Annotated in this window: 19 protein-coding genes and 1 pseudogene; 7 read left to right on the plus strand and 13 right to left on the minus strand. The window is 71.0% G+C overall.

Features of this window, described 5'->3' with window-relative positions:
• Nucleotides 1-2: 2 nt before the first annotated feature.
• From ACLJOU_RS02140 to ACLJOU_RS02150, 3 genes are all read right to left on the minus strand, one after another.
• Entirely contained in the window at nucleotides 3-1511 is a 1509-nt protein-coding gene (locus tag ACLJOU_RS02140; protein ID WP_410562503.1) for a hypothetical protein, read from the minus strand.
• Between the two features lie 164 nt (nucleotides 1512-1675).
• Nucleotides 1676-3001 carry a DUF6880 family protein gene (locus ACLJOU_RS02145; RefSeq protein ID WP_410562504.1) on the minus strand — a complete coding sequence of 442 codons (1326 nt, stop codon included), beginning with the start codon at nucleotides 2999-3001 and terminating at the stop codon, nucleotides 1676-1678.
• Nucleotides 3002-3089: 88 nt separating this feature from the next.
• Nucleotides 3090-4010 (minus strand): histidine kinase, encoded by a 921-nt coding sequence (locus ACLJOU_RS02150; protein ID WP_410562506.1) that lies wholly within the window; start codon nucleotides 4008-4010, stop codon nucleotides 3090-3092.
• A 134-nt stretch (nucleotides 4011-4144) separates the two neighbouring features.
• Between ACLJOU_RS02150 and ACLJOU_RS02155 the strand changes: the two genes are divergently transcribed.
• Complete coding sequence (locus ACLJOU_RS02155; protein ID WP_410562508.1) at nucleotides 4145-4462, plus strand: nucleotide pyrophosphohydrolase; 318 nt, start codon at nucleotides 4145-4147, stop codon at nucleotides 4460-4462.
• Here ACLJOU_RS02155 and ACLJOU_RS02160 read toward each other — a convergent pair.
• Nucleotides 4459-4794: a DUF3024 domain-containing protein gene (locus ACLJOU_RS02160; protein ID WP_410562509.1), complete on the minus strand. Its 336-nt coding sequence runs from the start codon at nucleotides 4792-4794 to the stop codon at nucleotides 4459-4461. The genes ACLJOU_RS02155 and ACLJOU_RS02160 overlap by 4 nt on opposite strands.
• 22 nt (nucleotides 4795-4816) lie before the next feature.
• Nucleotides 4817-5368, minus strand: coding sequence for an AAA family ATPase (locus tag ACLJOU_RS02165; protein ID WP_410562511.1), 552 nt, complete (start codon nucleotides 5366-5368; stop codon nucleotides 4817-4819).
• On the opposite strand from ACLJOU_RS02165, the gene ACLJOU_RS02170 reads away from it, so the two are divergent.
• From ACLJOU_RS02170 to ACLJOU_RS02185, 4 genes are read left to right on the plus strand one after another with little or no spacing between them, the layout of a single operon-like run.
• Nucleotides 5346-7400 (plus strand): DNA/RNA helicase domain-containing protein, encoded by a 2055-nt coding sequence (locus ACLJOU_RS02170; protein ID WP_410562513.1) that lies wholly within the window; start codon nucleotides 5346-5348, stop codon nucleotides 7398-7400. The two genes, ACLJOU_RS02165 and ACLJOU_RS02170, sit on opposite strands and share 23 nt — an antisense overlap.
• Nucleotides 7401-7440: 40 nt before the next feature.
• Nucleotides 7441-9549 (plus strand): McrB family protein, encoded by a 2109-nt coding sequence (locus ACLJOU_RS02175; protein WP_410562514.1) that lies wholly within the window; start codon nucleotides 7441-7443, stop codon nucleotides 9547-9549.
• Entirely contained in the window at nucleotides 9527-10738 is a 1212-nt protein-coding gene (locus ACLJOU_RS02180) for an McrC family protein (RefSeq protein WP_410562516.1), read from the plus strand. The genes ACLJOU_RS02175 and ACLJOU_RS02180 overlap by 23 nt, the downstream gene beginning before the upstream one ends.
• A 38-nt stretch (nucleotides 10739-10776) precedes the next feature.
• Nucleotides 10777-13056, plus strand: a complete 2280-nt coding sequence (locus ACLJOU_RS02185) for a helicase-associated domain-containing protein (protein ID WP_410562517.1) — start codon at nucleotides 10777-10779, stop codon at nucleotides 13054-13056.
• Here ACLJOU_RS02185 and ACLJOU_RS02190 read toward each other — a convergent pair.
• Nucleotides 13026-13676 carry a class F sortase gene (locus ACLJOU_RS02190; protein ID WP_410562520.1) on the minus strand — a complete coding sequence of 217 codons (651 nt, stop codon included), beginning with the start codon at nucleotides 13674-13676 and terminating at the stop codon, nucleotides 13026-13028. The two genes, ACLJOU_RS02185 and ACLJOU_RS02190, sit on opposite strands and share 31 nt — an antisense overlap.
• Nucleotides 13673-14158: an excalibur calcium-binding domain-containing protein gene (locus ACLJOU_RS02195; RefSeq protein ID WP_410562521.1), complete on the minus strand. Its 486-nt coding sequence runs from the start codon at nucleotides 14156-14158 to the stop codon at nucleotides 13673-13675. Before ACLJOU_RS02195 ends, ACLJOU_RS02190 begins: the two co-directional genes overlap by 4 nt.
• Before the next feature lie 284 nt (nucleotides 14159-14442).
• Here ACLJOU_RS02195 and ACLJOU_RS02200 point away from each other — a divergent pair, with 284 nt between their 5' ends.
• Entirely contained in the window at nucleotides 14443-15069 is a 627-nt protein-coding gene (locus ACLJOU_RS02200; protein WP_410562524.1) for a response regulator, read from the plus strand.
• 208 nt (nucleotides 15070-15277) lie between these two features.
• Here the strand turns inward: ACLJOU_RS02200 and ACLJOU_RS02205 are convergent, their stop codons facing one another.
• The 6 genes and pseudogenes from ACLJOU_RS02205 to ACLJOU_RS02230 form a co-directional block, all read right to left on the minus strand.
• Nucleotides 15278-16384, minus strand: coding sequence for a histidine kinase (locus ACLJOU_RS02205; protein ID WP_410564668.1), 1107 nt, complete (start codon nucleotides 16382-16384; stop codon nucleotides 15278-15280).
• A gap of 573 nt (nucleotides 16385-16957) precedes the next feature.
• Nucleotides 16958-17155, minus strand: a pseudogene (locus tag ACLJOU_RS02210) (sensor histidine kinase); the annotation flags it as partial.
• 59 nt (nucleotides 17156-17214) lie between these two features.
• Nucleotides 17215-20433, minus strand: coding sequence for a thiol reductant ABC exporter subunit CydD (gene cydD, locus ACLJOU_RS02215; protein WP_410562526.1), 3219 nt, complete (start codon nucleotides 20431-20433; stop codon nucleotides 17215-17217).
• The gene (gene cydB / locus ACLJOU_RS02220; protein ID WP_410562527.1) at nucleotides 20430-21437 is read right to left on the minus strand and encodes a cytochrome d ubiquinol oxidase subunit II; all 1008 of its coding nucleotides are present in this window, start codon (nucleotides 21435-21437) and stop codon (nucleotides 20430-20432) included. Before cydB ends, cydD begins: the two co-directional genes overlap by 4 nt.
• A gap of 228 nt (nucleotides 21438-21665) precedes the next feature.
• On the minus strand, nucleotides 21666-23135 hold the full coding sequence (locus ACLJOU_RS02225; protein WP_410562530.1) for a cytochrome ubiquinol oxidase subunit I: 1470 nt from the start codon (nucleotides 23133-23135) through the stop codon (nucleotides 21666-21668).
• A gap of 72 nt (nucleotides 23136-23207) precedes the next feature.
• The gene (locus tag ACLJOU_RS02230) at nucleotides 23208-24167 is read right to left on the minus strand and encodes a S41 family peptidase (RefSeq protein ID WP_410562533.1); all 960 of its coding nucleotides are present in this window, start codon (nucleotides 24165-24167) and stop codon (nucleotides 23208-23210) included.
• A 186-nt stretch (nucleotides 24168-24353) separates the two neighbouring features.
• On the opposite strand from ACLJOU_RS02230, the gene ACLJOU_RS02235 reads away from it, so the two are divergent.
• Nucleotides 24354-24941 (plus strand): TMEM165/GDT1 family protein, encoded by a 588-nt coding sequence (locus ACLJOU_RS02235; RefSeq protein ID WP_410564669.1) that lies wholly within the window; start codon nucleotides 24354-24356, stop codon nucleotides 24939-24941.
• Nucleotides 24942-24995: the final 54 nt, after the last annotated feature.

The following is a 24995-nucleotide window of genomic DNA, read 5'->3' on the forward strand; positions in this document are numbered from 1 at the left end:
CCTCAGAGCCCGGCCAGCGCCTCGAGGTAGGCGTCGGCGTCGTATTCGAGGTTTTCCGCGTCCAGCAGGCTGTTTTCCAGGGCGTCGATCAGCTGCTCGAAAATCTCGTCGCGGTCGAGTTCGCCCTCCTGCAGGCGTTCGACGGCCGGCCAGACCTCGGCGGGCTCGTTGTCCCAGAGCTGGTCGACGATCGTCGCGCGCAGGATCAGCCGCTGCTCCTCTTCGTCCTCGTCGGCCTCGGCGATGACGAGCGCCCGGCGCTGGTCGGGGTCGGTGGGGTCGAGGTCGACCTCTTCTTCGTCGATCTCCGTGGTCGTCGACGGCACGGCGAACATCCGGCGTTCCAGCGCGTCGGCCAGCTCGGTCGGCGACAGGTCGCCGGTGTCGGCGAAGTAGCGCTCCAGGGGCGAGTCGTCATCGTCGGCGTACTCGCTCAGGTAGTCCTGGACGGCCTCGTCGAGGGCGGCGATCGCCGTCTCGGTCAGGTGCGCCCGCTCGCCGGCCCACTGCACCCACGCCAGCACGACCGGCTCGACGGCGTCCTCGTAGTCGGCGTCGAGCTCGTACTCCTCGCCCAGCAGGCCCTCGAGGAACCGCGCGATCTTCTCCGGCCCGACGCGCAGGGGGTTCCCCGGGTCGGTGCGCAGGCCGTGTTCCAGCAGCAGGCTGCCGAGCGCGCGGGCGGCGTCGGCGTCTTCGCCGCTCGCCGCGACGAACTGCTCGACGACGGCGGCGCGTTCGGCGTCGGACCACTCGGCGACCTCGGGCACCAGCGCGGGCTCCGGCAGCGCGTGGCACCAGGTGAGCGCGACGGCGTGGAAGCGGGCGTAGTCCTCGCTGACGTCGGCGTCGTCGAGGTGGTCGGTGGCGGCCAGGCCGTCGGCGATCAGGCGGTGGGCCTCGGCCGGGTCGACGGCTGCGAAGACGACCAGCTCCGGGTCGGCGTCGGACTGCTCCCGCATCTCGGCCACGACGTCGGCGGGCTGGTCGATCACGACGAGGTCCCGCACCCGGCCGCCCTCGGTGAAGTCGAGCAGCGCCAGCAGGCCGTACGCCTGGTCACCGTGGGAGAAGACGCAGAGCAGCGACGACTCGTCGCCGAAGACGTCCCCGGTGCGCCAGCACTCGCCGGCGGTGACCCGGCCCAGCCCGGCGGCCCAGGCGGGCGCGGGGATGCCGCGGCCGAGGACGACCTGCAGGCCGGCCTCGGCGGCCTTGCGCTCGACGTCGGTTTCGGCGACCACCTTCAGCGCGGCCAGCAACGCGGCGGCGCCCGGGGTGATCTTGCGCTGGGCGAAGGCGATGAGCTCCAGGCCGAGCGGCTCTTCGCCGTCCTCGACGGGCAGGTCGTGGAACTGCCCGAGCACCTCGGAGGCGAGCAGTTCGACGTCGACCGGCGCGGGGTCGGCGCCCAGCGCCGAGAAGTCGTTCAGGATCTCCTTGAACAGGCCGGTCACGCTGTGGGTGACGGGCTGCGGTGCCTTCTTGCGGGCGCGACTGACCGGGCTCATGGCCTCATGCTTCCACTTCACCGCGAACGGGTCGCGGTGGCCCTGGCGCGGGTCCCGCCGCTCGCTCGACGGGGAGGCGCCGAGCCGGACGGCGGAACTGGGCCACCGCGACGCCTGGCGCGCTCACGATGTCCCGGTGCACGTGTATCACCGGTTCTCCGGGGTCAACGAGGGGTACGCGGGGAGGTTACGGCTTTCGGCAAGGCGATCCGGGCGGCTCGGATTTCCGTGATCAGCCGGGTTTTCCGCCGGTGGTTTTCCACCAGAGCGGCCAGGTAAGCGGTGAATTCGTCCGGCGTTCCGGCGCGCTTGTGCAAGGTGCGCAACAGCTTCAGCCGGCGGGCCGCTTCCTGGTAGGCCGCGGGGTCCTTGCGCTCGATGAGTTCGTCGACGTGTTCGCGGAAGACCGGGATCGTCTCGGCCGGGTGCTCGGCCGCCCGCTGTTCGGCCAGCTCCAGCTTGAGCTCCGCGGACGCGCCGAACCGCACGCAGGCCCGCCAGGCTTCGTCCGGACGGCCGTCGTCGAGCAGGACGCGGGCCAGCTCGTCGGCCTGCCCGATCCCCTCGGCGGCACGCTCGCGCAGGCAAGCGAGCGCTTCCCGGCGCTGGACGGTCCACTTCCCGGCCTTCGTCGCGGCCTCGCGAAGGGCGGCGTACGTCTCGCGATCCGGTCGCGCGTCGAACTCCTTCCGACGGCGAGCGGTGTCGCTTTCCGGCTCCGGTGCCGGCGGCTGCTTGTCGTGGGTCAGCGCGCGGGCGGCGTGCGCGATGGCCTCGCTGTGCCGCCCGGCGGCCCGCAGCACCCGGACGATCTTGAGGCTGACGTCCACGCGCGGCGGCTTGGCCGACAGGATCGCCACCAGCTCGTCGACGTCGCCGAGCACCTCGGCCAGCTGTTCGCGCAGCCGTTCGGCCACGTCACGGCGGTGGCCAGGGCCGTTCGCCGCGAGCACGTCGTCCACCGTGGCCTTGATCCGCTCGAGCCCGGGCTCGCCCAGCGCCGTCGCGAAGTCGGCGAGGTCGATCGTCGGGCGGCCGGGGCCGTCGAACTCGACCTCGAGGATCCAGTCGGCCAGCTTCTCCGGGTCCGGCGGCCGCGCGGCGCACGCGCGGGCGTACAGCTCCACGGCCCGGTCCAGCCGCTCGGCGAGGTCGCCGGCGTGATCGCCGGACTGCTCCAGCACCTCGCTGATGTCGTCGACCGTGCGCCGGGCCAGCGGGGCCAGGTCGGCGCGGCTGCCGGCGTCGAGCATCCGCTGCAGCGTGTCGAGGACCGCGCCGATCTTCGCGGTGTACTCGACGTTGCCGTCGGTCACCGCGGTGTCGAGCAGGCGGTGCGCCTCGCTCACGTCACCGGATTGGGTGGCTGCGCGCAGTTCGAGTGAATGCCGCAGCTCGGGGTCGCGCTCGGCTTGGGCGTGCAGCAGGTCCGCCAGCGTCTCCGCGCCCAAGGTGCGCAGGTAGGGGCGAAGATCCGAGTGGGGACTCACGCGCACCAGTCTGCCCGACGCCCACGCGCACGCGTGTGGGCCAACCGCGTGCTCTTTTCGGAGTAATCAGTGACTGTTCGTGACGTCGTCAGCGACGCCGCAGGTCGTCGAACACGGCTTTCAGCGGCCACGGGTCCGGCAGCCCCGGCCTTCGTGACTGTGCGTGGCGGGGCCGTGGGATGGCCGCGCGGCCGGTCGGCACCATGATCGGGACCACCGGTACCGGAACCCGGGCGACCAGCCGCCGGACGACGACCATCAGCAGCCCGGCGAACAGCAGGAGCGCGGTCCCCGCCGCGAGGGCCCCGGCGAGGGTGCGGCGGCCGTCGTCGAGTGTCAACTGCACGGCGTACTGGCTCTGCTGGGTGTACAGCAGGCCGAGCTGGGCGGACACGGCATAGGCGGCGCTGCGCCACGTGGCTTCGGGGAACGGAAGCGCTTCGGCGGCGGTGAAGGCGTTCTCGGCGGCGGCGAGCCTGCTCCATTCGGCGCTGCGGGTGAGTGACTCGTACGCCATCCGGCCACTCTCGGTGAGCTGCGGGACGACCCGGGCCAGCTCGCCCCGGTAGGAGGCGACGGCGGAGGTGAACGACCCCCGGGTCACGTCGTCCAGCCCGGCCAGAGCGAGGGAATCGGCACGATCCATGCCTTCGGCCACGGAAAGCAGCTCGACGGCGGTCGTCTGCTGGTAGGCGGACTCGGCGTCCGGGGCGTGGCGCGCGTAGTCGCGCAGGGCGGCAACGGCGGATTCGATCCGCTGGGTGAAAGTCGCGTACGCGGCACTCCGCTGCTCAGGCGCGGCCATCGCCGCGCTCCGCTCGGCCTGCAACGCGACCACCGTGCGGGCCGTCCGGTCCGCGGCGGCCGCCGTCTCCACGGCCACGTCCCGCGTCCGAACCGCTTGGTGCATCAGGAGAACCGCGATCACGACAGCCACGGCGACGAGCGCGCCGCCGGGGATGAACGCGATGCCCAGCATGCGGCCGCGGACGGATCGCAGGTACTTCAAGACGTTCCTTTCCCAGCCTTGGTCCCCGCAAGCATCCCGACGAAGTTCAACCTATTGAGTGAGAGATTCACCGGTCAACGCCAGTCCGCCATACGGCCGTTAGCGCACTGTGACCACCCGGCACAATCGCGCCCGTGACCTTCGACGACGTGACCCAGCGCCTGCGCGACTTCGCCGCGGCCCGCGCCTGGGAGCCGTACCACACCCCGAAGAACCTCGTGATGGCGCTTTCCGGCGAGGTCGGCGAGCTGACCTCGCTGTTCCAGTGGCTGACCCCGGAGGAATCGGACGCGTGGCGCGCGGACCCGGCGCTGGAAGAGAACGTGCTGGACGAGATCGCCGACGTCACGCTCTACCTGCTGCAGCTGGCCGACCGGCTCGGCGTCGACCTGGCCGCGGCGGCGCACGCGAAGATCGACCGGAACGAGGTCCGCTTCCCGCCGCCGGCCTAGCCCCAGAACACCCCGCCGGGGTTGCGGTCGATCTCGGCGAGCAGCGCGGGCGGCGTGCTGGCGACCGGCGCGTCCGGGTAGCTCAGCCACTTGCCGTTCCGGTCGGCCCACCACACCGTCCAGATGCCGAACTCGTCGAACCGCAGCTGCGCGATCTTCTGCTCCGACCAGTCGGGCCCGGCCTGCGGCGACCACGGCGCCCGGCGTTCGACGATGGTCACCGCCCGCCCCCGGGTCCGGCACTCGACCCGGATCCGGTCCTGGAGGTGCTCGGGGACGCGCTGCGCGCACCACCGTTCGATCTGCCGCAGCGCGAGCTCCGGAATTGCCATGACCCCAGTGAACCGGACCGCCTCAGCCGGCGCGCAGGTGGGCGAGCACGGCGTCGTAGGTGGCTTCGGGCGAGCTCCCGTCGGTCCGCACGACGACGCAGCCGGGCCGCTGCGGCAGGTAGGCGGCGAGCTGGTCGTGGATCCGCCCGACCATGGCGGTACCCCCACGTGCCTGCACGACGTCGTCGACGCCCTTGGTCGCAGAGTCCCGGTTCGCGGCCCGCTCGGCGAACCGCCCACAGGCGACGGATTTGCCGGCGGTGAGCAGGATTTCCCGGTAGCCGGCCCCGCACCGGGCGGCGACGGCCTCGAACGGCTCGACGTCGACGACCCGGGTCGCGAGCTGCGGCATGACGACGTCGTGCCCGGTCCGCAGGTGCGTCTCGGCCATGGCGACGGCGAGCAGCTGCGCGGCCCGGAAGGTCTCGAAGAAGGTGTCCCGCCACCCCCCGATCAGGCAGACGACCCGATCGGTGTCGAGGTTCAGCACACCGGCATGCCGTTCGGCGTAGACCTGCGCGATCGTCGACTTCCCGATCCCGGACGGCCCGTTGAGGTGGATCAGTCGGGGCACCGCACCGAGGGTATCGAAGTTCCGCGTCCGGAACACGTCCACCGGAACCGGTGACGGATCCTCTAATATCGACGCCGAATGCGGCCCGACGGACACCGAAGGAACACTTCGTCGCTGTCCCCACCCGCGCATGAGGTCACGCGTGCACAAGTGGGGGAAAATGCCGCTCATCCGACGCACCGCCCAGGAACTGCTGACCGACGCCAGGACGGGCAGGCTTCAGCGGTCCTTTGCGGAAGGTTCGGACACCGAAGACGGTGGTCGGGAACCGGAACCCGGCAGGTGGTCGCACGGACTTCCGGACCTCTTGTCGAGTCTCGTCGACGCCGATCTGGGCACGCTCGACGTCATCGTCGAACCACGACTGGGCAAGAGCCCGAAGCACGTCGACCTGGTGCTCTGCGGCCACAACCCGCACACCGAAGAACCCAGCTACATGCTCGTCAAACTGGCCTCGCCCAGCAACGTGGCGCAGGAGACCGACGATCTGATCCGCGTCGGGGACGCCTTGATCCTCCACCCCGCGGCCCAGGTCCGGCAGTACTGCGAGTACCTGCTCACTTCCGCACCCAAGCTGGCCGAAAATCCGCGAAGCGTGCACGGTTTCGCCTACGTGGAGAGTGCGGACAGTGCCGCCTGGATCGATCGTTACGACCATTCCGACCTGGTCGCCGTGTTTTCTCCGGAACGCCGGACGGACCTGCAGTACCACCTGCGTTCCCTTTTCAAGGCGGGCGACGACCGGGCCAAGACCCGACAAGCCGGCGACGAGTTCCTGGGCCTTCAGCACAATGCCGGCTTTCTGATCGACGTCGAAACGAAGACGATCAACCAGAGCCTCGTCCTCTTGGACGAACAGGAAGTGGCTTACCAGGAGGTTCTCCGAGCCGTCGACCAGGCCCGGGCCGACGGAACGCACAAGGCCGTGGTCGTCCTCGGCGGGCCGGGCTCAGGGAAGAGCGCGATCGCCCTCAAGCTGAAAAAGGACCTGGCCGGCCGCGGGTACCAGGTGGAACACGCCACCGGCTCGCGCTCGTTCACGAACACGCTCCGCAAGGTCAGCGGCTCGCGGTCGGGCGGCAAGATGGGCGGGTTCAGGTACTTCAACGACTACATGACCACGCCGGCACGAGAGCTCGACGCGCTCATCTGCGACGAGGCACACCGCATCCGCGAGACGAGCGTCAAGCGGTACACCCCCAAACACGTGCGCGAGCGAGCCGGCCGCCAGATCGACGAGCTGATCAACGCAGCCAAGGTCCCCGTCTTCCTGCTGGACGAGCGGCAGACAGTGCGTCCGGGGGAAATGGGTTCTCGACGTGAGATCGAAGCCGCCGCGACGGCCAACGGCTACGAGTGCGAAGTGCTCCGCCTGGACAGCCAGTTCCGATGCGGTGGTTCGCCCAGGTTCGACACGTGGGTCGCTCGGCTCCTCGGGCTCCACAACCTCGGTCCGGTGGCTTGGAGCAAACTCGCGACGCCGAAGGACCGGAACCTGGTGGTGGCCACCGCCTCTTCGGCCGAGTCGCTCGAGAACTGGCTGCTCCGGCAGCGGAACGAGAACGGCGGTACCGCGCGCCTCTCGGCGGGCTTCTGCTGGCCTTGGAGCAAGGAACCGATCCGCACGGCGGAGGGGCTCGAACTCGCCAAGGACGTCACCATCGGCAGCTGGGAACGTCCGTGGAACGCGCGGCCGGAGAAAGCAGTACCCGGTGTCCCCCCATCACACTTCTGGGCGACGGATCCCCGCGGATTCGGCCAGGTCGGCTGTGTCTACACGGCTCAGGGCTTCGAATACGACTGGTCCGGAGTCATCTTCGGGCCCGACTACGTGCGCCGGGGCGACGACTGGGTGGCCGACGCGAAGAGCTCCCACGACGACGAGGTCAAGCGGGCGAAGGACAACCCTCTTTACTTCAAGACACTCATCGCTCACACGTACAAGGTGCTGCTGACCCGTGGCATGCGCGGAACCTGCGTCTACTCGACCGATCCGGAGACGCAGGAGTTCCTCGAAGCAATGACGGCTTAGAACCGACGGCCCCATCCCACTACCGCCGACTGGAGCTTCCTTGGCCGACACCGTGCGCGTCGCCCCCTTGCTTCGAACGAGCCTCGAAGTCCTCCGAGACGCCGACGGGCCGCTGAAGCCGGACCAGGTGTACAAGCATGTCGAGGAGCGGCTCGGAGATCACCTTTCGCCGTACGAGCTGACGACGGACAAGGAAGGACGGGTCCGCTGGCGGGCCCAGCTCGGCTACCACACCGGCGATGCGGCGACGATCGGCTGGATGAGCAAGGTCGGCGGCTGGTCTCTGACCGACGCCGGCGAAATCGCGCTGGAGACGCATTCCGACGATGAACTGCTCGCGGAGTTGAAGGCGCGCCTCGGCGAACTGCGCAAGCAGCGCAACGAAGCGGTCGCCCGGCTCAGCGGCTCGGAGCGAGCCATCATCCAGCTCGTCGGTGAAGTCAAGCCTGGTTTCTGGAGCTCCTACCAGGACCTCTCCGAGGCCAGCGGGCAGTCTCCCGAGCACATCGGGCAATTCCTCGCCCGCACCGGGCCGGCGGGGACACACCGCATTCTGGAGGTGGACGGTTCGTTGCCGCCGGACGGACTGCTGCCTGTCCGGTACCGGGGCATGGACGTCCGCAAGCGCCTGGAGTCCGAAGGCGTGGAATTCGACGTGTTCGGACACGCCTCTCCCGGGTCCCGGCTCTCGGCCGAGGTGCTGCTGGAAGAGCTCGCCGACGACCTGCTCGCCGAGCCGGTGCCCCTGCGCCGGGCCTGGCTGATCCAAGGAACGTCGGCGGACGAACGCGAGCTCGTCGGCGGCTGGCTGAACGAAGGTTTCGTGTCGCTGCCGTCCAGTCTGCGCCCGCTCGCGCTGCCCGTTTCGACGGAGCGGCTGCGGAAGGCGGTGGAACAGGACTACCAGCACCTTTCCTACAACGCCCAGAAGCAGCGCTTCACCGAGTTCAACGACTTCCTCAACCGGATCCAGATCGGCGACTACCTCCTGACCCGGGACGAACAGGAGCACGTCTACTTCGGGCGCGTCGACGGCCCAGCCGGTTTCCTCTCCGGGAACACCCGGTCCAACCTGCGCCGGTTCGCACGGTGGTTCCGGCTCGAGAGCTCGCCCACTGTGGACGAGTTGCCGCAGGAGCTCCGCGCGAAGCTCAGCAGCCAGTCAGCCATCGTCGAGCTGACCGACAACCTCGGAACCGTCGAGCGAGTGCTCCGGAACCTCGGCGTCACGATCGAAGACCCCGCCGTCGAGCCCCAGCGTGAGCTGGCCTTCCCGGCCATCACCGAAGAAGCGGCCACCCGGCTCTTGGTGGAGCAGGACTGGCTGCAGACTCAGGCCGACCTGCTCTGGGAATACAAGCAGCTGATCTTCCACGGGCCGCCGGGCACCGGGAAGACCTTCCTCGCCCAGAGACTCGCTCACCTGCTGGCCGACCTCACCGCGGTCAAGCTGGTCCAGTTCCACCCTTCTTACACCTACGAAGACTTCTTCGAGGGGTTCCGTCCGGTGCAAGGTGAAGACGGGAGGGTCGACTTCGGCCTGCACGGCGGCCCGTTCCGGAACCTCGTGGACGCGGCGCGCAAGAACCCGTCCGAGCCGCACATCCTGATCATCGACGAGATCAACCGGGCGAACCTGGCCAAGGTCTTCGGTGAGCTGTATTTCCTGCTCGAGTACCGGGACGAGGCGATCAGCCTGCTGTACTCGAACCGGACCGACTTCACGCTGCCGCCCAACATCTTCGTCATCGGCACGATGAACACGACCGACCGGTCGATCGCGCAGGTGGACGCGGCTATCCGGCGGCGGTTCGTCTTCACCGAACTGCACCCTTCGCTGCCTCCGACCGCCGGTCTGCTGGAGCGCTGGCTGGACAGGTTCCAGGATGCCGAGTTCAACCGCGACGCACCCCGTGTCCTGAACGCGCTGAACCGAAGGATCCGCCAGCGCGACCTCGCCGTCGGACCGTCGTTCCTCATGCGGGAAAGCATTTACCGCCGGCCGGACGGTCTCGACCGAGCGTGGCAGGCGTCGATCCTCCCGCTGCTCGCCGAGCACCACTACGGAAGCGGAACCACCTTGGACGCTTTCCGGCTGGGAGCGATCCGCGCGAGCCTGTCGAGCGATGCCGCCGATCAAGCTGAGTGAGACGGGCGCGGGCGAGCCGGTCGCGCTCGACGAAGAACAGGCGACGCTGCTCGAGGCTTCCGGCTTGGTCGTACTGACCCGGCGGCGGGAAAGCGGCTGGTGGACGGTCGCCGGCAAGCGAGGCAGGGTCGGCGCCTTCCGCCTCGGCGATCTCGAATTCTGGGTCATGCCGAAGATGAAGATCTCTCGGTTGTTGTTCTTGGCGGGCTATGCCCGGAACCCGGCCGGCTGGCGCGACGAACTGATCGCCACCACGACCGACGAAGGGGTGGTGCCGGCGGTCGCCCAGACATTGTGGCGGCAAGCCGAGGAAGCGCTACGGCTCGGCCTCCTGCACGGCTACCGGCAGCGAGATGAATCGGCGACCGCCCTCCGCGGCCGGATCAGGCTTGCCGACCAGCTGCGGAGACGCTTCGACCAGCCGTTGCCGATGGAAATCCAGTACGACGACTTCACCCCGGACATTGCCGAAAACCGGATCCTCCTGGCCGCGATCGAGCACATGCTCACCGTTCCCGGAGTCGACCGGGAGTCCGCGGCAAGACTGCACGCCCTTCGGGGGAGGTTCGAAGGCGTCCAGTTCCGGCGTTCCCTCGCGCAGCCACCGAAGTGGACCCCCAGCCGCCTCAACGAGCGGTACCACACCGTGCTGGAACTGGCCGAAGTGATCCTGCAGACGCGTTCTCCCGAACATTCACCCGGTGCGCTCGGGGTCAACGGATTCATGTTCAACCTGGAGACCATCTTCGAGGACTTCGTGACCACTTCGATCGCGACAGCACTCGGCTCGCGGGTCGAGGGGTGGCCGAGCGCCCCCTACTACTCCCACCTCGACAAGGGCAACGAAGTCACGATCAAGCTGGACATGGTGTGGAACCATCGAGACCGCCCCGTCGCCGCGGTCGACGCCAAGTACAAGGGGAAGCGGAACAACGACAACCTCTTCCAGATGCTGGCCTACTGCACTGCGCTCGGCCTTCGCCAAGGGCATCTCGTTTACGCCAGGGGAACTGCACCGCTCAGGACGTACCAAGTCAAGCAGGGCGGTGTCGAACTCTTCGTCCACGCGATCGATCTGACCGCACCCCGAGGGGCGCTGCTGGACTCGATCGATCGCATCGCCGATCAGATCGCAGGTCACTTGCCCGCCGCGCACGGTCGACGGACCGGCCCCACGCCGCCGGGGTAACCTGAGATCGACCCGTAGCCGACCCTCGGAGACCAGCCGTGACGACCGCCGATGAACTGCTCGGCAGGCTCGCCGGCCTGGATCGAGAGGCGCTCGCGCAGGTGCTGGCCCACCGGCCGGACGTGCTCGAAGACCCGTGGCCGCGGCGGCTGGACGTCGTCGCGGCCCGGCTCGCGGCCGCCGAGTCGATCGACGCCGCGCTGCTTCGCCTGCCCACGCCGGTGGTTCAGGTCCTGCGTGCTGTCCAGCTGTGTTACGCGCTGGGGCGGCGGCCGGCGCCCGTCGGGGAGGTCACGCGGCTGCTCGGGACGGACACCGGGACCGTCGAGTCCACTGTGGATGATCTGAGCGAACGCGCGCTGGCGTGGCGTGACCCCGACGGCATCGTCCTGCCGGACCTGCTGCGCCGCAACAGCTTCGGCCCCGAGGGGCTCGGCCGGCCCGTCGCGGACCTGCTCGGGGAGCTCGGTACCAGCCGGTTGGCGAAGCTGTCGCGCGCGCTCGGCTTGCCCGACACCGTCGGAAAACCGGAGCTCCTGATCGGGCTCGTCCGCTTCTTCCGAGACGGCGAGGGCGTCCGCCGGTTGTTCGCCACCGCGCCCGAGGAGACGCGGACCCTGCTGCTGGACATGGCCGGCGGCGTTCCCGAGGTCGACGGCGTGGCCCCGGCCGGCTGGGCGTTCGACCACGGTTTCCTGTTCGGGACCTACTTCGGCACGGTGGCCATGCCGATCGAGGTGTCGCTCGCGCTGCGCGGGCCGGACCACCAGCTGCCGTTCACACCGGAGGAACCCGAGTTCGCCGTCACCCACACCGGGGCCGAGGCGGCCGAAGCGACGTCGTCGGCCGCCGCGCTGCGGTTGCTCGACCGCGTGTCGGCGATCCTCGACCTGGCCGCCGCGGAGCCGTTGCCGCTGCTCAAGGACGGCACGATCGGGACCCGGCTGGTCAAGAAGCTGGCGAAGGACACCGGCGGCACGCCGGCGGAGATCGAGCTGGCCATCGACCTCGCCGCGCAGGCCGGGCTGCTGCTGGCCGACGAGCCACCGCCGCCGCGCCGCGGCCAGAAGGCACCTCCGCCCACGCTGGCGCCGACCCCGGACCTCGCCCGGCCCGAGCCGGCGTTGCTGTACCGCCTGCTAGTGACAACTTGGTGGGACCCGGTGCCCCCGGAGTTCGAGACCGACGTCGAAGCGCTCGTGCGGCGGCTGGTCGTGCGGCTGCTCGCGCGGCTCGATCCCGGCGACGCCATCGGCGACGTGGCCGCGCTGACCCGGCTCGCCGAGTGGCACGCGCCGTTGCTGCCGACCGACGACTTCGCCGGGCACGTGCAGGACGCGCTCAGCGAAGGCGAGCTGCTCGGCGTCGTCGCGCACGGCGCGGTGACCGCGGCCGGGCGCGCCCTGCTCACGCCGGACGAGCTGGTCGACGTCACCGATGAGCTGGTCTCGCGGGCGCGCACGACGGCGTTGTTCGGCACCGATCTGACGGCGATCGTGCCCGGCTCGCCCGACGCCCGGCTGGCCGCGCTGCTCGACCGCGTCGCCGACCGCGAAGCCCAGGGCACCGCGACCAGTTGGCGGTTCTCCCCCGCGTCCGTGCGACGGGCGTTCGACCAGGGCGCGCAGGCCGCCGAACTGCTCGGCGAACTGCGCACCATCGCGGCGGGGGACCTGCCGCAACCGCTGGTGTACCTGGTCAACGACGTCGCGCGGCGGCACGGCGAGGCGCAGGTGATCGAGGTGGCGAGCGTCGTCGTCGGCGAACCGGCCGTGCTGGCCGAGCTCGCCGCCCACCGCAAGCTCGCCAAGCTCGGCCTGCGCTCGGTGGCGCCGACCGTGCTGACGTCCACTGTGGACGCTTCAGGCACGCTGGATGCGTTGCGCGACGCGGGTTACGCGCCGACCCGCCACGCCGCGGACGGCAGCATCGTGCTGCCCGCCCGCGACCAGGCGGAACCGACGATGGCCGTCCGCGATCCCGAACCCGGCGAACGGCCACCCGACCCGACCGAGCACGCCGAGCGGCTGCTGGCCGCCCCGGCGAGCGGGCCGGCGATGGCGCGCGGCCGGCTCGCGCGGGCGATGAGCGACCGCTACGCGGGACGCCTGACGCCGAAGCAGCAACAACTCTGCTGGCAGCTGGAAGCCGGGCTCCCGGCCGACGTCGACTACCGCGGCGAGCACCTCGTCATCGCCTACCCCGAGCTCGACGGCGACGTCCTGGACGTCTGGTCGCTCGAGGAGCGCACCTACCGGCGCCTGGACCTGTCGGGGATCGAGCTGGCTCAGGCCTCGACGGCGGTCAGCTTCGCGTAGGCCACGACGTTGTCGAGGTAGTTGCCGCTCGCCCGGTCGAACGCCCCGCCGCAGGTGATGAGCCGCAGCTCGGGGTCCGGTGTGTCGCCGTACACCTCGTCGGTCGGGAACGCGGCCTTCGCGTAGCGGTCGACGCGGTAGACGGTGAAGACCGCGATGCGGCCGTCCGCGCGGCCGACCATGGCCTGCGCACCGGGGCGCAGGTCCTTCAAGCGGGAGAAGGCGCCGGGCACGTGCTTGTAGTCGACGTGCGCGGCCAGCACCGCCGGGCCGGTCTCCCCGGGCGACGGCGCACCGGTGAACCAGCCGACCGTCGTGGCGTCGCCCGGGACCTCCAGCGCGCCGTCCGGCGTCAGCCCGAGATCCTTGATCGCGCCGGCTCGCACGCCGATCGCCGGGATGGTCAGCGACGCCGGTTTCGCCGCGGGGAGACCGTCGGCGGTCGGTGCCGTGGTGCGCGCGATGCTCGCGGTGCCCGGCGGGTCCGCGGAGGCCGGGCCCGGCGGGGCGATCTCCTCCGGCGCCTTCGGCGCCAGGACGAGGACGAGGGCCACGGCCAGCACCACGCCGAGGGCCGCGGCGACCGCCGTGACCGCGGGCCACAGGCGCGGGTGTCTCAACTCGGGCGCCGGCGCAGGTAGAGCACCATGCCGCCGGACACCGTCGCGGCGAGCAGCGTGCCGCTGAGCACGAGGAAGCCGGGGGCTTCGTCGGCCGGCTCACCGCCGCCGGTGGCGACGCCGCCGACCGGCTTGACCTTCACCTGGCTGCCGGTCTTCTTGGCCGGCTTCGCCGTGTCAGTCGTCTTCGGCGCGGTGTGCGTGGGCTTTTTCGCCGTCGTCGTGGTTGAGGTCGTGGTGGTGGTGCTCGGCTGCTGCGGCCGGTGCCGTAGCGATTCGCAGGCGATGCCGTTCTTGTCGCGGTCCAGGTGGTAGGGGTCGCCCGGTGTCGCGTCGAGGACCGCCTGCGCTTCCTCCTGGTACTGGAAGTCCGTGCAGTCTTTGTCGCCCGCGGACTGCGCGGACGCGAAGGGGACGGGGCCGAGAAGGGCGAACCCGGCGACGGCGGCAGCCGCCGTCAGGGCACGGCGAAACAGGGACAACGGAATTTCCTTCCGAACGGAATCGGGGCGAATGTGTGGTTACTATCGCCACCCGGCCGACGCCGTTACGGACTTTTCCGGAATTCCGGAAATGGCAGCGATCCACGAAGCGGCGCCGGTCCCGTGATTCTTTCGCGTTCTCGTCTTGACCTGCTCATTTGCGGGCGAAGAATACGTACCGGCCGGAATGTTACGGGGCAGCGGTCACCTCTTCGAGGTAATTCACGTGTGACGGTGCCGACCGGCCGCCACCACGGCGTCCGCGCACCCCGTAACCTCGGGGTATGCCGATCCAGGTACTGCTCGTCGACGACCACGAGGTGGTCCGCCGCGGGCTCCGCGACCTCCTCGGCGACGAGCCCGACATCGAGGTCGTCGCCGAGGCGAGCAGCGTCGAAGAGGCCCTGGCGGTGGCGATGCACGTCGAGCCGGAAGTTGCGGTGGTCGACGTCCGCCTCGGCGACGGCGACGGGATCACGCTCTGCCGTGAGCTGCGGTCGAAGCCGAACCCGCCGGCGTGCCTGATGCTGACGGCGTTCGACGACGAAGAGGCCATGGTCGGCGCGATCATGGCCGGTGCGGCGGGCTACCTGCTGAAGCAGGTGCGCGGGCAGGACGTGGTGAACGCGGTCCGCGAGGTGGCGGCCGGGCGGTCGCTGCTGGACCCGGTGAGCACCGCGCGCGTGCTCGACAAGATGCGGCACCCGCCGACGGACGAACTCGCGACGCTCACCGAGCGCGAGCGCGACGTGCTCGAGCTGATCGGCCAGGGCCTGTCCAACCGCGAGATCGCCGAGCGGTTGTTCCTGGCGGAGAAGACGGTCAAGAACTACGTCACGTCGGTGCTGGCGAAGCTCGGGATGCAACGCCGCACGCAGGCGGCTGCCTGGATCGCGCGGCGCGAGAAGTAGCCGTCCGCAGCCACTGAGTCCGCAATCCGCCGTTCGCTGCGACCTTTTCTGGACCTGGTCACGGTCCGCCATCTCGATCAGCCCTTTTTCCGGCCGAGATTCACTCGAAAGTGAGTCGAATATATGTTCGACGAGCCGGTAAGATCATTGCCGAGGGCGTGGAAGGGAGGCTGGATGACCCGAGAAGGATGAGTCGCAGGAGTACGGATCAGTCGAGCGGCAGGTCGAACGCGACGAGGGTGCCGAGGCTGGGTGAGGAGTTCAGGAAGAACTTCCCGCCCGCGGCGTCCGCGCGTTCGGCGAGGTGGCGCAGACCGCGGGTGGCGACACCCTGGGGAACGCCGGAACCGTTGTCGCGCACGCGGAGTTTGACGCCGCGGGAGTCCCGGGTCAGGGTCACCCGGGTTTCGCTGGCGCCGGAGTGGCGGACCACATTGGACAGTGCCTCGCGCAGGGCGGCTCGGATGTGGTCAGCGCGTTCCGCGGGGATGTCGGCGAATTCGCCGGACAGCTCGAGGGTCGGCGGGTAGCCCAGCAGCTCGCCGGCGATGCGGACCTCGCCGCGCGCGGACTCGGCGAGGTCGGTGGGCGTACCGGTGTCGTGGCGCGGCTCCGGCGACCGCAGCGCGCGCACGGTACCGCGGATTTCCTCGATGGTCTGGTCGAGCTGGTCGATGGCGTCGGACAGCCGCGCCCCGTCGGCCTGGGCAAACCGCTTGCGCATGTTGCGCCGCACGCGGTCCAGCTGCATGCCGGCGCCGTAGAGCCGCTGGACGATGACGTCGTGCAGCTCCCGGGCAATGCGCTCCCGCTCTTCGTAGAGCGCGACCCGGTGCCGAGCATTGGCGCCTTCGGCGAGCGCAAGGACAACACCGGCCTGCGCAGCGAAGGCGACGAGCATCTCGACGGTCCCGGCGGAGAAGGGCTCCCGCCCCCGCTTCCGGTAGACGGTGAGCGACCCGAGAACCCGTCCCCCGGACCCGAAGGGCGCGGCGGCGAAGGGCCCATAGCCGTGCAGTTCGGCGGGCACGTATGGAGCGGTCCGCGGATCGACGGTGAAGTCCGCACTGGAGACGGGCTCGCCACCGCGCGCCACCTGCCCGGCGGCGGAGTCGGCGGGCAAGGCAAGCCCGCGCAGCGAGTCCGCAGAAGCCGCGCTCCCGGTCCCGCCGGGGCGCCCGCCGCCCGGCAGCGCGGAAGCGGTCGCGCCTGGGCCGCCGGAGCGTTCGGTGCCCGGCAGCGCGGCAGACGCGGTCGCGCCTCGGCCGCCGGAGCGTTCGGTGCCGCCCGCGCGCGCAGCGCGAGCGGTCGCGATCGCTCCGCCGGAGCCTTCGGCGACCGGGCGGCCGGAACTGTCGGCGACCGACCTGCCGACGCGATCGGCGCCGTCCGACGCCAGGCCCGAGGCGCTCGGCTCCCCAAGCGAGGCCACCGGCCCACTGCCGCGCCCGGTGCTCTCCGAGCCATCGGCAAGTCCACTGGCGCTCGAACCGCCTAGCGAAGCGGCCGAGCCGCCCGCGCGCGCAGCGCGAGCGGTCGCGCTCGCATCGGCGGCCAGGCTGCCGGAGCTGCCGGCGCGCTCGGTACCGCCCGACGCATGGCCCGAGACGCTCGGCTCCCCAAGCGAAGCCACTGGCCCACCGGCGCGCTCGGTGCTCTCCGAGCCATCGGCAAGCCCACTCGCGCTCGAACCGCCCAGCGAAGCGGCCGGGTCGCCCGCGCGCGCAGCGCGAGCGGGCGCGCTCGCGTCGCCGGAGCCGTCGGCGACCGGACCGCCGACGCGCCCGGTGCCGTCCGATGCCTGGCCCAACCCACTCGCGCTCAGACCGCCGGAGCCCGGGGCGTCGGCCGGGGTGCGGGCGGGTCCGTCGTGGACCGACGGGTGAGCCGTTGCGTAGTGGGCGGCCTCGACCACCACCCGGCCGTCCTCCGTGCTCACCATGGCCAGGCCCAGGTCCGCGTCGGCCAGCTCGGCCGCTCGGGCTACGACCGTGTCCAGCACCGCCCCCGGGTCGTCGCCGGACAGGGCGGTGCTCGTGATCTCGGTGGCGGCGGACAGTGCCCGCGCGGCTAGCGTCGGATCCATGAGTTCCGTCATTATCGCGCGGCGCGCCGGCGGCGCGGCAAGGACACAGCGGGAATCGATCATGTGACCGGTACCCGGGTGACGACCCGGCCGTCGCGGACCTCGAGGACCACGTCCGCTCCGTCCGCTTCGTCCGCCCGGTGCGTCACGTGCACTACCGTCCGGCCCGCCAGCGCCTCCCGCAGGTGCGTGCGCACGGCCTCGGCCGTCACCTCGTCCAGGTGCGCCGTGGGCTCGTCCAGCAGCACCAGACCCGCCGACGGCGCCCCGAGCAGCGCCCGCGCCAAGGCCACCCGCTGCGCCTGGCCGCCGGACAGTCCGGTGCCGCCACTGCCGAGCACCGTCTCCGGTGGCACGTCGGTCAGCGCCGCCGCGCGCAATGCCGCGTCCAGCTCCTCTTCGGTCGCCGACGGGCGGGCCAGGCGCAGGTTCTCGGCGACCGTCGTCGCGGCGAGCATGGGCTCTTGCGGGGCCCACGCCACCCCCTCCGGCACCGCCACTACGCCACGGCGAGGCGCGAGGAACCCCAGCAGCGCCGCAATGAGCGTCGACTTCCCCGCCCCGCTCGGTCCCACCACCGCGGCATACGTGCCCGGGGCGAGGTCGACGTCGACGCCGTGCAGCACCACCGGTCCGCCCGGCCAGCCGAGGTCCGCGCCCCGCAGCGAGACACCGGCCACCGAAGCCGGAGACGATGGCGGTTCGGGCACGTCGGCGAGACGGCGACGGGCGCGCTGCAGCGTGTCCCAGTGCTGCGCCACCGGCGGGAGCAGCGCCAGGACCTCCGCCAGCACGAGCGGCACCAGCGCCAGCAGCGGCGCCAGGACCGGGTCGAGCCGGCCGCCCGCGACGGCCTGCGCGGCGAACGCCGTGCTGACGACTGCCGCCGCTCCGCAGACCAGCGTGACCAGCGCTTCCGCCGCGCCCGCGCCGAACGCCTGCCGACGCGCCTGCGTCACCAGCCGGGTGTCGGCGTCCGCGAGGGCGCGGCGGTGGCTGCCCGCCGTGCCGAAGGCGAGCAGCTCGGCCGCCGCTTCGAACACCGTCAAGACCTGCGTAGCGACTTCGCGACGGCCGTCCGCCAGCGCCGACGTCGCCCGGCGCTCGGCGCTCAGTGCCACCCACGGCGCGCCCAGCCCGAGCGCCACCGCCGCGGCCAGTGTCAGCCCGGCCGCGGGCAGCACCCACGTCTGCACGGCGATCGCTCCGGCCGCGACCAGCGCCACCACCAGCGGCGGCGACACCACGCGCGGCAGGAGGTCGCGCACCGTGTCGACGTCGCCGACCAGCCGGCGTTGTCCCTCGCCCGCACGCAGGCCTCGCGCCGGTCCGAGCCGGACCAGCGAATTCCACAGCCGCACGCGGACGCGGCCGGCGATGCGGAACGCGGCGTCGTGGGTGACCAGTCGTTCGACGTACCGGAGCCCGGCCCGGCCGAGCCCGAACGCGCGGACGCCGACGACCGCGACCGTCAAAGTCAGGATCGGCGGCTGCTGGGAGGCCTTGGCGATGAGCCAGCCTGACGTCGCTGTCAGCGCCACCCCGGCCAGCAACGCCAGCGCGCCCAGCGCGGCGCCGCCGAAGAGCCGTCCGTCGAGGAGCGCGCGCCACCCCAGCGGCGTGCCGGATTCGTCCACTGTGGACGTCTCCGCAGCCACCGCGCCTTCGGTCGGCAGGTCGACCGCCGCGGTGCGCTCGTGGGCCGCGATGATGGCGGCCGCGCCGTTGTCGACGGCGTGCTGCACGGCGTCGAGCACGAGCCGCGCGCTGGCCTCGTCGAGGTGCGCCGTCGGCTCGTCGAGCAGCAGCAGCCAGGCCCCGCGATGCACTCGCACGAGGGCCCGGGCGACGGCGACGCGCTGACGCTGTCCGAGCGACAACCGGGAAACCGGCCGGTCCGCGAGCTCGGCCAGGCCGAGTTCGGCGAGGACCGCGTCCGAACCGGCTTCCTCGCGGACCGTGCCGCCGGTGAACACCGGCGACTGCGGCACCCACGCGACCTGTTCGCGCCAGCGCGCGAGGTCGGCGTCGGCGAGGTCCGTGGAGCCGATCGTGATGGAGCCGTCGTGCGCCGGGACGAAGCCGAGCAGGGCCGAGAGCGTCGTCGACTTGCCGCCGCCGCTCGGAGCGCGGAGCCAGACCGTCTCGCCGGGCCGGACGGCGAACGACTCGCCGTCCGGCGCGAACCCGCCGCGGCGCGCCACCCGGAGCGAGGACACGCGCAGTTCGCCCGGCGCCGGGACCGCGGTCCCCTCGGGACGGACCGGAAGGGCCAGCAGGTCGGCGACGCGCCGGACCGCTTCGACGCCGTCCTCGCTGGCGTGGAACGCGGCGCCGACCGCGCGCAGCGGCTGGTAGCACTCCGGCGCGAGGATCAGCACGCCGAGCCCGATGGCGAGCGGCAGGTTCCCGGCGGCGAGCCGGACGCCGATCACGACGGCGACGAGCGCCACCGACAGCGTCGCGACCAGTTCGAGCACGAACGCCGAGGAAAAGGCGACTTTCAACGTCTTGAGGGTCGCGCGGCGGTGGCGTTCGGACAGCCGCCGGACGGTCTCGGCCTGCGCCGCGGCACGCCGGAACGCGGTCAGCACGGGGAGTACGCGCACGAGTTCCAGTAGCCGTCCGGACATCCGGTGCGTCGCGTCGGTCGCGCCGGCGACGCGGTCGGCGGTGTACTTGCCGACGAGGATGGCGAACACCGGCAGCAGCGGCACGGTCAGCGCGATGATCACGCCGGACGGCCAGTCTGCGAAGAGGATCGCCGCGCCGGCGCCGAGAGGCACCACGGCCGCCGTCACCAGGGCGGGGAGGTACTCGCGGAAGTAGGCGTCGAGCGCGTCGAGGCCGCGGGTGGTGAGCGCGGTCAGCTCGCCGTGGCCGCGCTGGGCGATCCACTCGGGGCCCAGGCGCAGCGCGTGGTCGACGGCTTTGGCGCGCAGTTCGCGCTGGGCGGTGGCGGCGGCGCGGGCGGAGACCGTGCGCACCGCCCAGCCGGTGAGCGCGCGCGTCGCGACGAGTGCGAGCAGCGCGGCCAGCTGGGCGGTGCGTCCCCCGGAACCTGCTCCGACGATCGCCGCGAGGACGTCGGCGAGCAGGAACGCCTGTGCCACCAGCGCGGCGGCGTTGAGGAAGGACAGGAAACCCACCAGGGCCAGCGCCCGGCGCACGGCCGGCACGAGGGCCGGCAGCGCGCCGAGCGGGCCCTTTCCCGGCCGCGCCGAGTCCACTGTGGACTCCGAGGCGAGAAGGGGAGCGCGTCCGGGAAGTTCGGTCATGGCGCGTGGACCGCCGGGATGTGCTGGGTGCCGATGCGCCTGCGGAACACCCAGTACGTCCAGCCCTGGTAGACCAGCACGGCGGGGGCGCCGAAGACGGCGACCCAGGTCATCACGGTCAGGGTGTACGGGCTCGACGCGGCGCCTTCGATGGTCAGGGTGTTGGCGGCGTCGAGGGTCGAGGGCAGGACGTTCGGGAAGAGCGAGCCGAACATCGTGACGGCGGCCCCGGCGATGACGACGCCGAGCGCGGCGAACGCCTGCCCGTCGCGATCGGCACGCAGCCGCAGCCAGGCGACGACCGCGGCGGCGACGCTGACGCCGAACGCGAGCAGCGTCCACAACGTGCCGGCGCGCCACTGGACGACCGAGAGGAACGCGACCATCGGCACCATGGCGACCGGCAGGAGCTTGATCGCCAGGTTCTTCGCGCGTTCCCGCAGGTCACCGCTGGTTTTGAGGGTGAGGAACGCGGCGCCGTGGGTGATGGAGAAGGCGGCGATCGCGGCCGCGCCGAGCAGGGTGTCCCAGCGGACGGCGGCGAACGCGGACCCGACGCGGTTGCCGTCGGCGTCCAGCGGCAGGCCGAGGACGGTGGTGGCGAGGATGAGCCCGACGCCGAGCGGCGGGATCCAGGAGCCGATCGTGATGACGCGGTCCCAGTTGCGCCGCCAGCGCTCGGAGTCGACCTTGCCGCGGTACTCGAAGGCGACGCCGCGGCCGATGAGGGCGAGCAGCACGAGCAGGAGCGGCAGGTAGGCGGCCGAGAACAGCCCCGCGTACCAGGCGGGGAAGGCGGCGAACATGGCCCCGCCGGCGACGATGAGCCAGACCTCGTTGCCGTCCCAGACGGGCCCGATGGTGTTGACCATGACGCGCCGCTCGGTGTTGTCCTTGGCGAGGACCGGCAGCAGCATGCCGACGCCGAAGTCGAAGCCTTCGAGGACGAGGTAGCCGAGCCAGAAGAAGGCGATGACGGCGAACCAGGCGATTTCGAGGGTCATCGGGCACCTACCACACCGGGCCGACGACGGCCGCCGTCCGCGGGCCGATCGCGGTGAGTTATCCACAACGGGTCGAGTTGTCCACAGATTTGCTGTGGGTAACCCGTGCGTGTCACCGAGCCGATACGCTGGGTTCGGGGACGCCCCCCGGGAAGGGCGGGGGCTGCTTTTGGGGCGGGAGGGGCTGCTGCACAGCCGCTGAGCTGGGGTTTTGGCATTCGTCGGCCCTCAGTATGCGAAGGCGAGTGTGTCGTCGCCGGTTTTGTCGGGTTGCTGTTTCGGGGGCATCACCGCGTCGACGCCTCCGCGGATGTACTTGCGCATCAGGTACACCTCCACCACTCCGAGGGCCGCGTACACCGTCGTCAGCGCGATCAGGGAGGTCCAGACCTCGGCCGTCGTCACGTGGGAGACCGCTTGGGCGGTGAACATCCACACGCCGTCCACGCCCGTCGGGTTGGGCGCCACCACGAACGGCTGACGGCCCATCTCGGTGAAGATCCAGCCCGCGCTGTTGCCCAGGAACGGTGTCGCGACGCCGCCGAGGACCAGCCAGGGGAACCAGCGGCTGCCCGGGAGGCGGCCCCGGCGGGTCAGCCACAGGGCCAGGACGCCGATGCCGGCCGAGATCGCGCCGAAGCCGATCATCATGCGGAAGCCCCAGTACGTCACCGGCAGGTTCGGGACGTAGTCGATCGGCTTGCCGGCCAGCGAACCGAGCGCCGGGTCGTCCGGGTAGTTCGTGCCGTACTTGGCCTGGTACTCCGTCACCAGGTTCTCCACGCCCTTGACTTCGGTCTTGAAGTCGTTGTGCGCCAGGAACGACAGCAGCGCGGGCACGTTGAACGTCTTGACGTCTTCGCAGTTCGCGCCCGAGACGTCGCCGATCGCGATGATCGAGAAGCTCGCCGGCTCTTCGGTGTGGCACAGCGCTTCCGCCGACGCCATCTTCATCGGCTGCTGCTCGAACATCAGCTTGCCCTGCGTGTCACCGGTGATCGCCAGGACGGCGAACGCCGCCACGCCGACCCAGCCGCCCAGGCGCAGCGAGGAGCGCCACACGTCCTCGTGGTCCCCGCGCCGCCACAGGTGCCAGCCGGCGACGCCCACCAGGAACGCCGCCGCCACCGAGAACGCGCCGGCCAGGGTGTGCGGGATCGCGGCCAGCGCCGTGTTGTTCGTCAGCACCGCCCAGATCGAGTTCATGGTCGGCTTGCCGTTCTCGAACGTCACCCCGACCGGGTGCTGCATCCACGAGTTCGCGGCCAGGATGAAGTACGCCGAAGCCATCGTGGCCAGCGAAAACGCCCACGCGCACGCCAGGTGCACCTTTTTCGGCAGCCGGTCCCAGCCGAAGATCCACAGGCCGAGGAACGTCGACTCGACGAAGAACGCGACGAGCCCCTCCATCGCCAGCGGCGCTCCGAAGACGTCGCCGACGAAGCGGGAGTACGCGCTCCAGTTCATCCCGAACTGGAACTCCTGCACGATCCCGGTCACCACGCCCATGGCGAAGTTGACCAGCAGCAGCTTGCCCCAGAACTTGGTCATCTTCAGGTGCCGCAGCTCCCCGGTGCGGACCCAGCGGGTCTGCATCGCCGCGACCAGGATCGACAGCCCGATGGTCAGCGGGACCATCAGGAAGTGGTAGACGGTGGTGATGCCGAACTGCCACCGCGCTAGCTCAAGGACCTCCACGTGGTCCAGCCTGCTCGCGGGGCCACTCGCGCAGCCAGATCAACTGGTCCCGTCCGTGCCGGGACCAACGTCCTACCGCTGGTCGAGCGCCTGCCGGGCCTCTTCGGCGACGCCGCGCCGCGCTCCGGCGGAGCCCAGCGAGCGAACGTGCTCCAACGCCAGCGCGTACACCGTGTCGAACGCCTCCTCCGCGGCGACCGGGATGTCCGGCCGGACGCCGACGCCCTCCCAGTTCTCCCCCGTCGCCGGGTCGTACGAGCGGGCGATCGGGACGGTCACGTCCAGGTAGGTGTCCACTTTGTACCGGTCGCAGGGGTGCGCGCCGCCGCGCGTCACTTCGCCGACGGTCTTCGCGCGGCCCTGCCGCTGCAGTGAGAACGCGAGGTCTTCGCCACCGGAGAACGTCACCGGGCCGGTGAGCACCCAGATCGGCTTGGTGCCGCCGAACTTCGGCCCCGGGACGTACGGCAGCGTCCACATCTGGGTGACGCGATCGCCTTCGCGCTCGTAGAAGTCGAGGTAGTGGGTCCGCTCGTCGACGAGGTAGCTCTGCAGGAACGCGCTGGTCTCCGGGTCGCCGCCGCGGTTGCGCCGGACGTCGATCAGCAGCGCGTCGGCCGGCGCGACCAGCGTCATCGCTGCCGAGACGGCCGGGGCCGCGAGGTCGAGCGGGTAGAGCATGGTCGTGTCGAGGTAGCCGACGTTGCCCGGCAGCCGCCGCACCGCCGCGATCCCGAAGTTCTCCAGCTCGGCGGCGCGCCGGAAGCCCTCGGTCGCGTGCTCCGCGTCACCGTCCACGGCAACCGGCTCGGGGTGGTGGCGCAGCCGCAGGTGCTTGTCGCCGTTCACGGACTGGAGATCCGCTGTGACGGTCGCCGCGAATTCCGCGTCACCGAGGTCCGCGTAGATGCCTTCGTCGAGACGCGCGCGAAGCACCTCCGCGAGCTTCGCAGCGACGTCCGGGAAGACGTAGTGCGCTTCCAGCCGGCGGATGACCTCTTCGACCTGCGCGGCACGCGCCTGTGACCCCATGTCGTGAACCTACCGCAGGCCACAACCCAAAATTCGGCATGCCGAAGAAATTTGTGCGACATCCCGCGATACCAAATTCGTGACCGCCGATCCGGCAATTTCGCGGAAGCCATCAGCTTGCGGCTTTCCCGACCGCCCCTTTATCGTTGCAGTGAAAGGGGCGAAAGAATACTCATGACTGCCGCTATGGTGGCGCTGATCAGCGCGTTCGGCCTGGTCCTCGCCGTGGAACTGCCGGACAAGACGCTCGTCGCGACCCTGGTGCTGACCACCCGTTTCCGCGGCTGGCCGGTTTTCGCCGGGGTCTGCGCCGCGTTCGCCGTGCAATGCGTCATAGCGGTCGCGTTCGGCAGCGTGTTGACGCTGTTGCCGGACGTGGTGCTTTCGCTGGTCGTCGCCGCCATGTTCGGCCTCGGCGCTTTCATGCTCCTTCGCGAGGGCTTCAGCGAAGCCGATGAAGCAGGCGACGACGCGTCGCGCGTCGGCCCGGCTCCGCAAACCTTCGCCCGCTCCGCGATGACGTCCTTCGGCGTACTCTTCGCCGCCGAGTGGGGCGACGCCTCCCAGCTCGCCACGGCGAGCCTCGCCGCCCGGATCGGCAACCCCGTCGCCGTCGGTGTCGGCGCCTTCGCCGCGCTCGTCGTGGTCGCCGGGCTCGCCGTGTTCATCGGCGCGAAGATCCGCAGCCGCATCAAGCCGAAGCTGATCCAGCGCTGCGCCGGGTTCGCGTTCGCCGGGTTCGCGGTGTTCGCCCTGGTGCAGCTGGCCTTCTGACCGATCCTTCACAGCTTCGCCCGGTAACCTTTCGGGAACGAAAGGGGGAGCACC

The organism is Amycolatopsis sp. cmx-4-61, assembly GCF_046548775.1.
In the GTDB taxonomy this organism is placed as follows: Bacteria; Actinomycetota; Actinomycetes; order Mycobacteriales; family Pseudonocardiaceae; genus Amycolatopsis.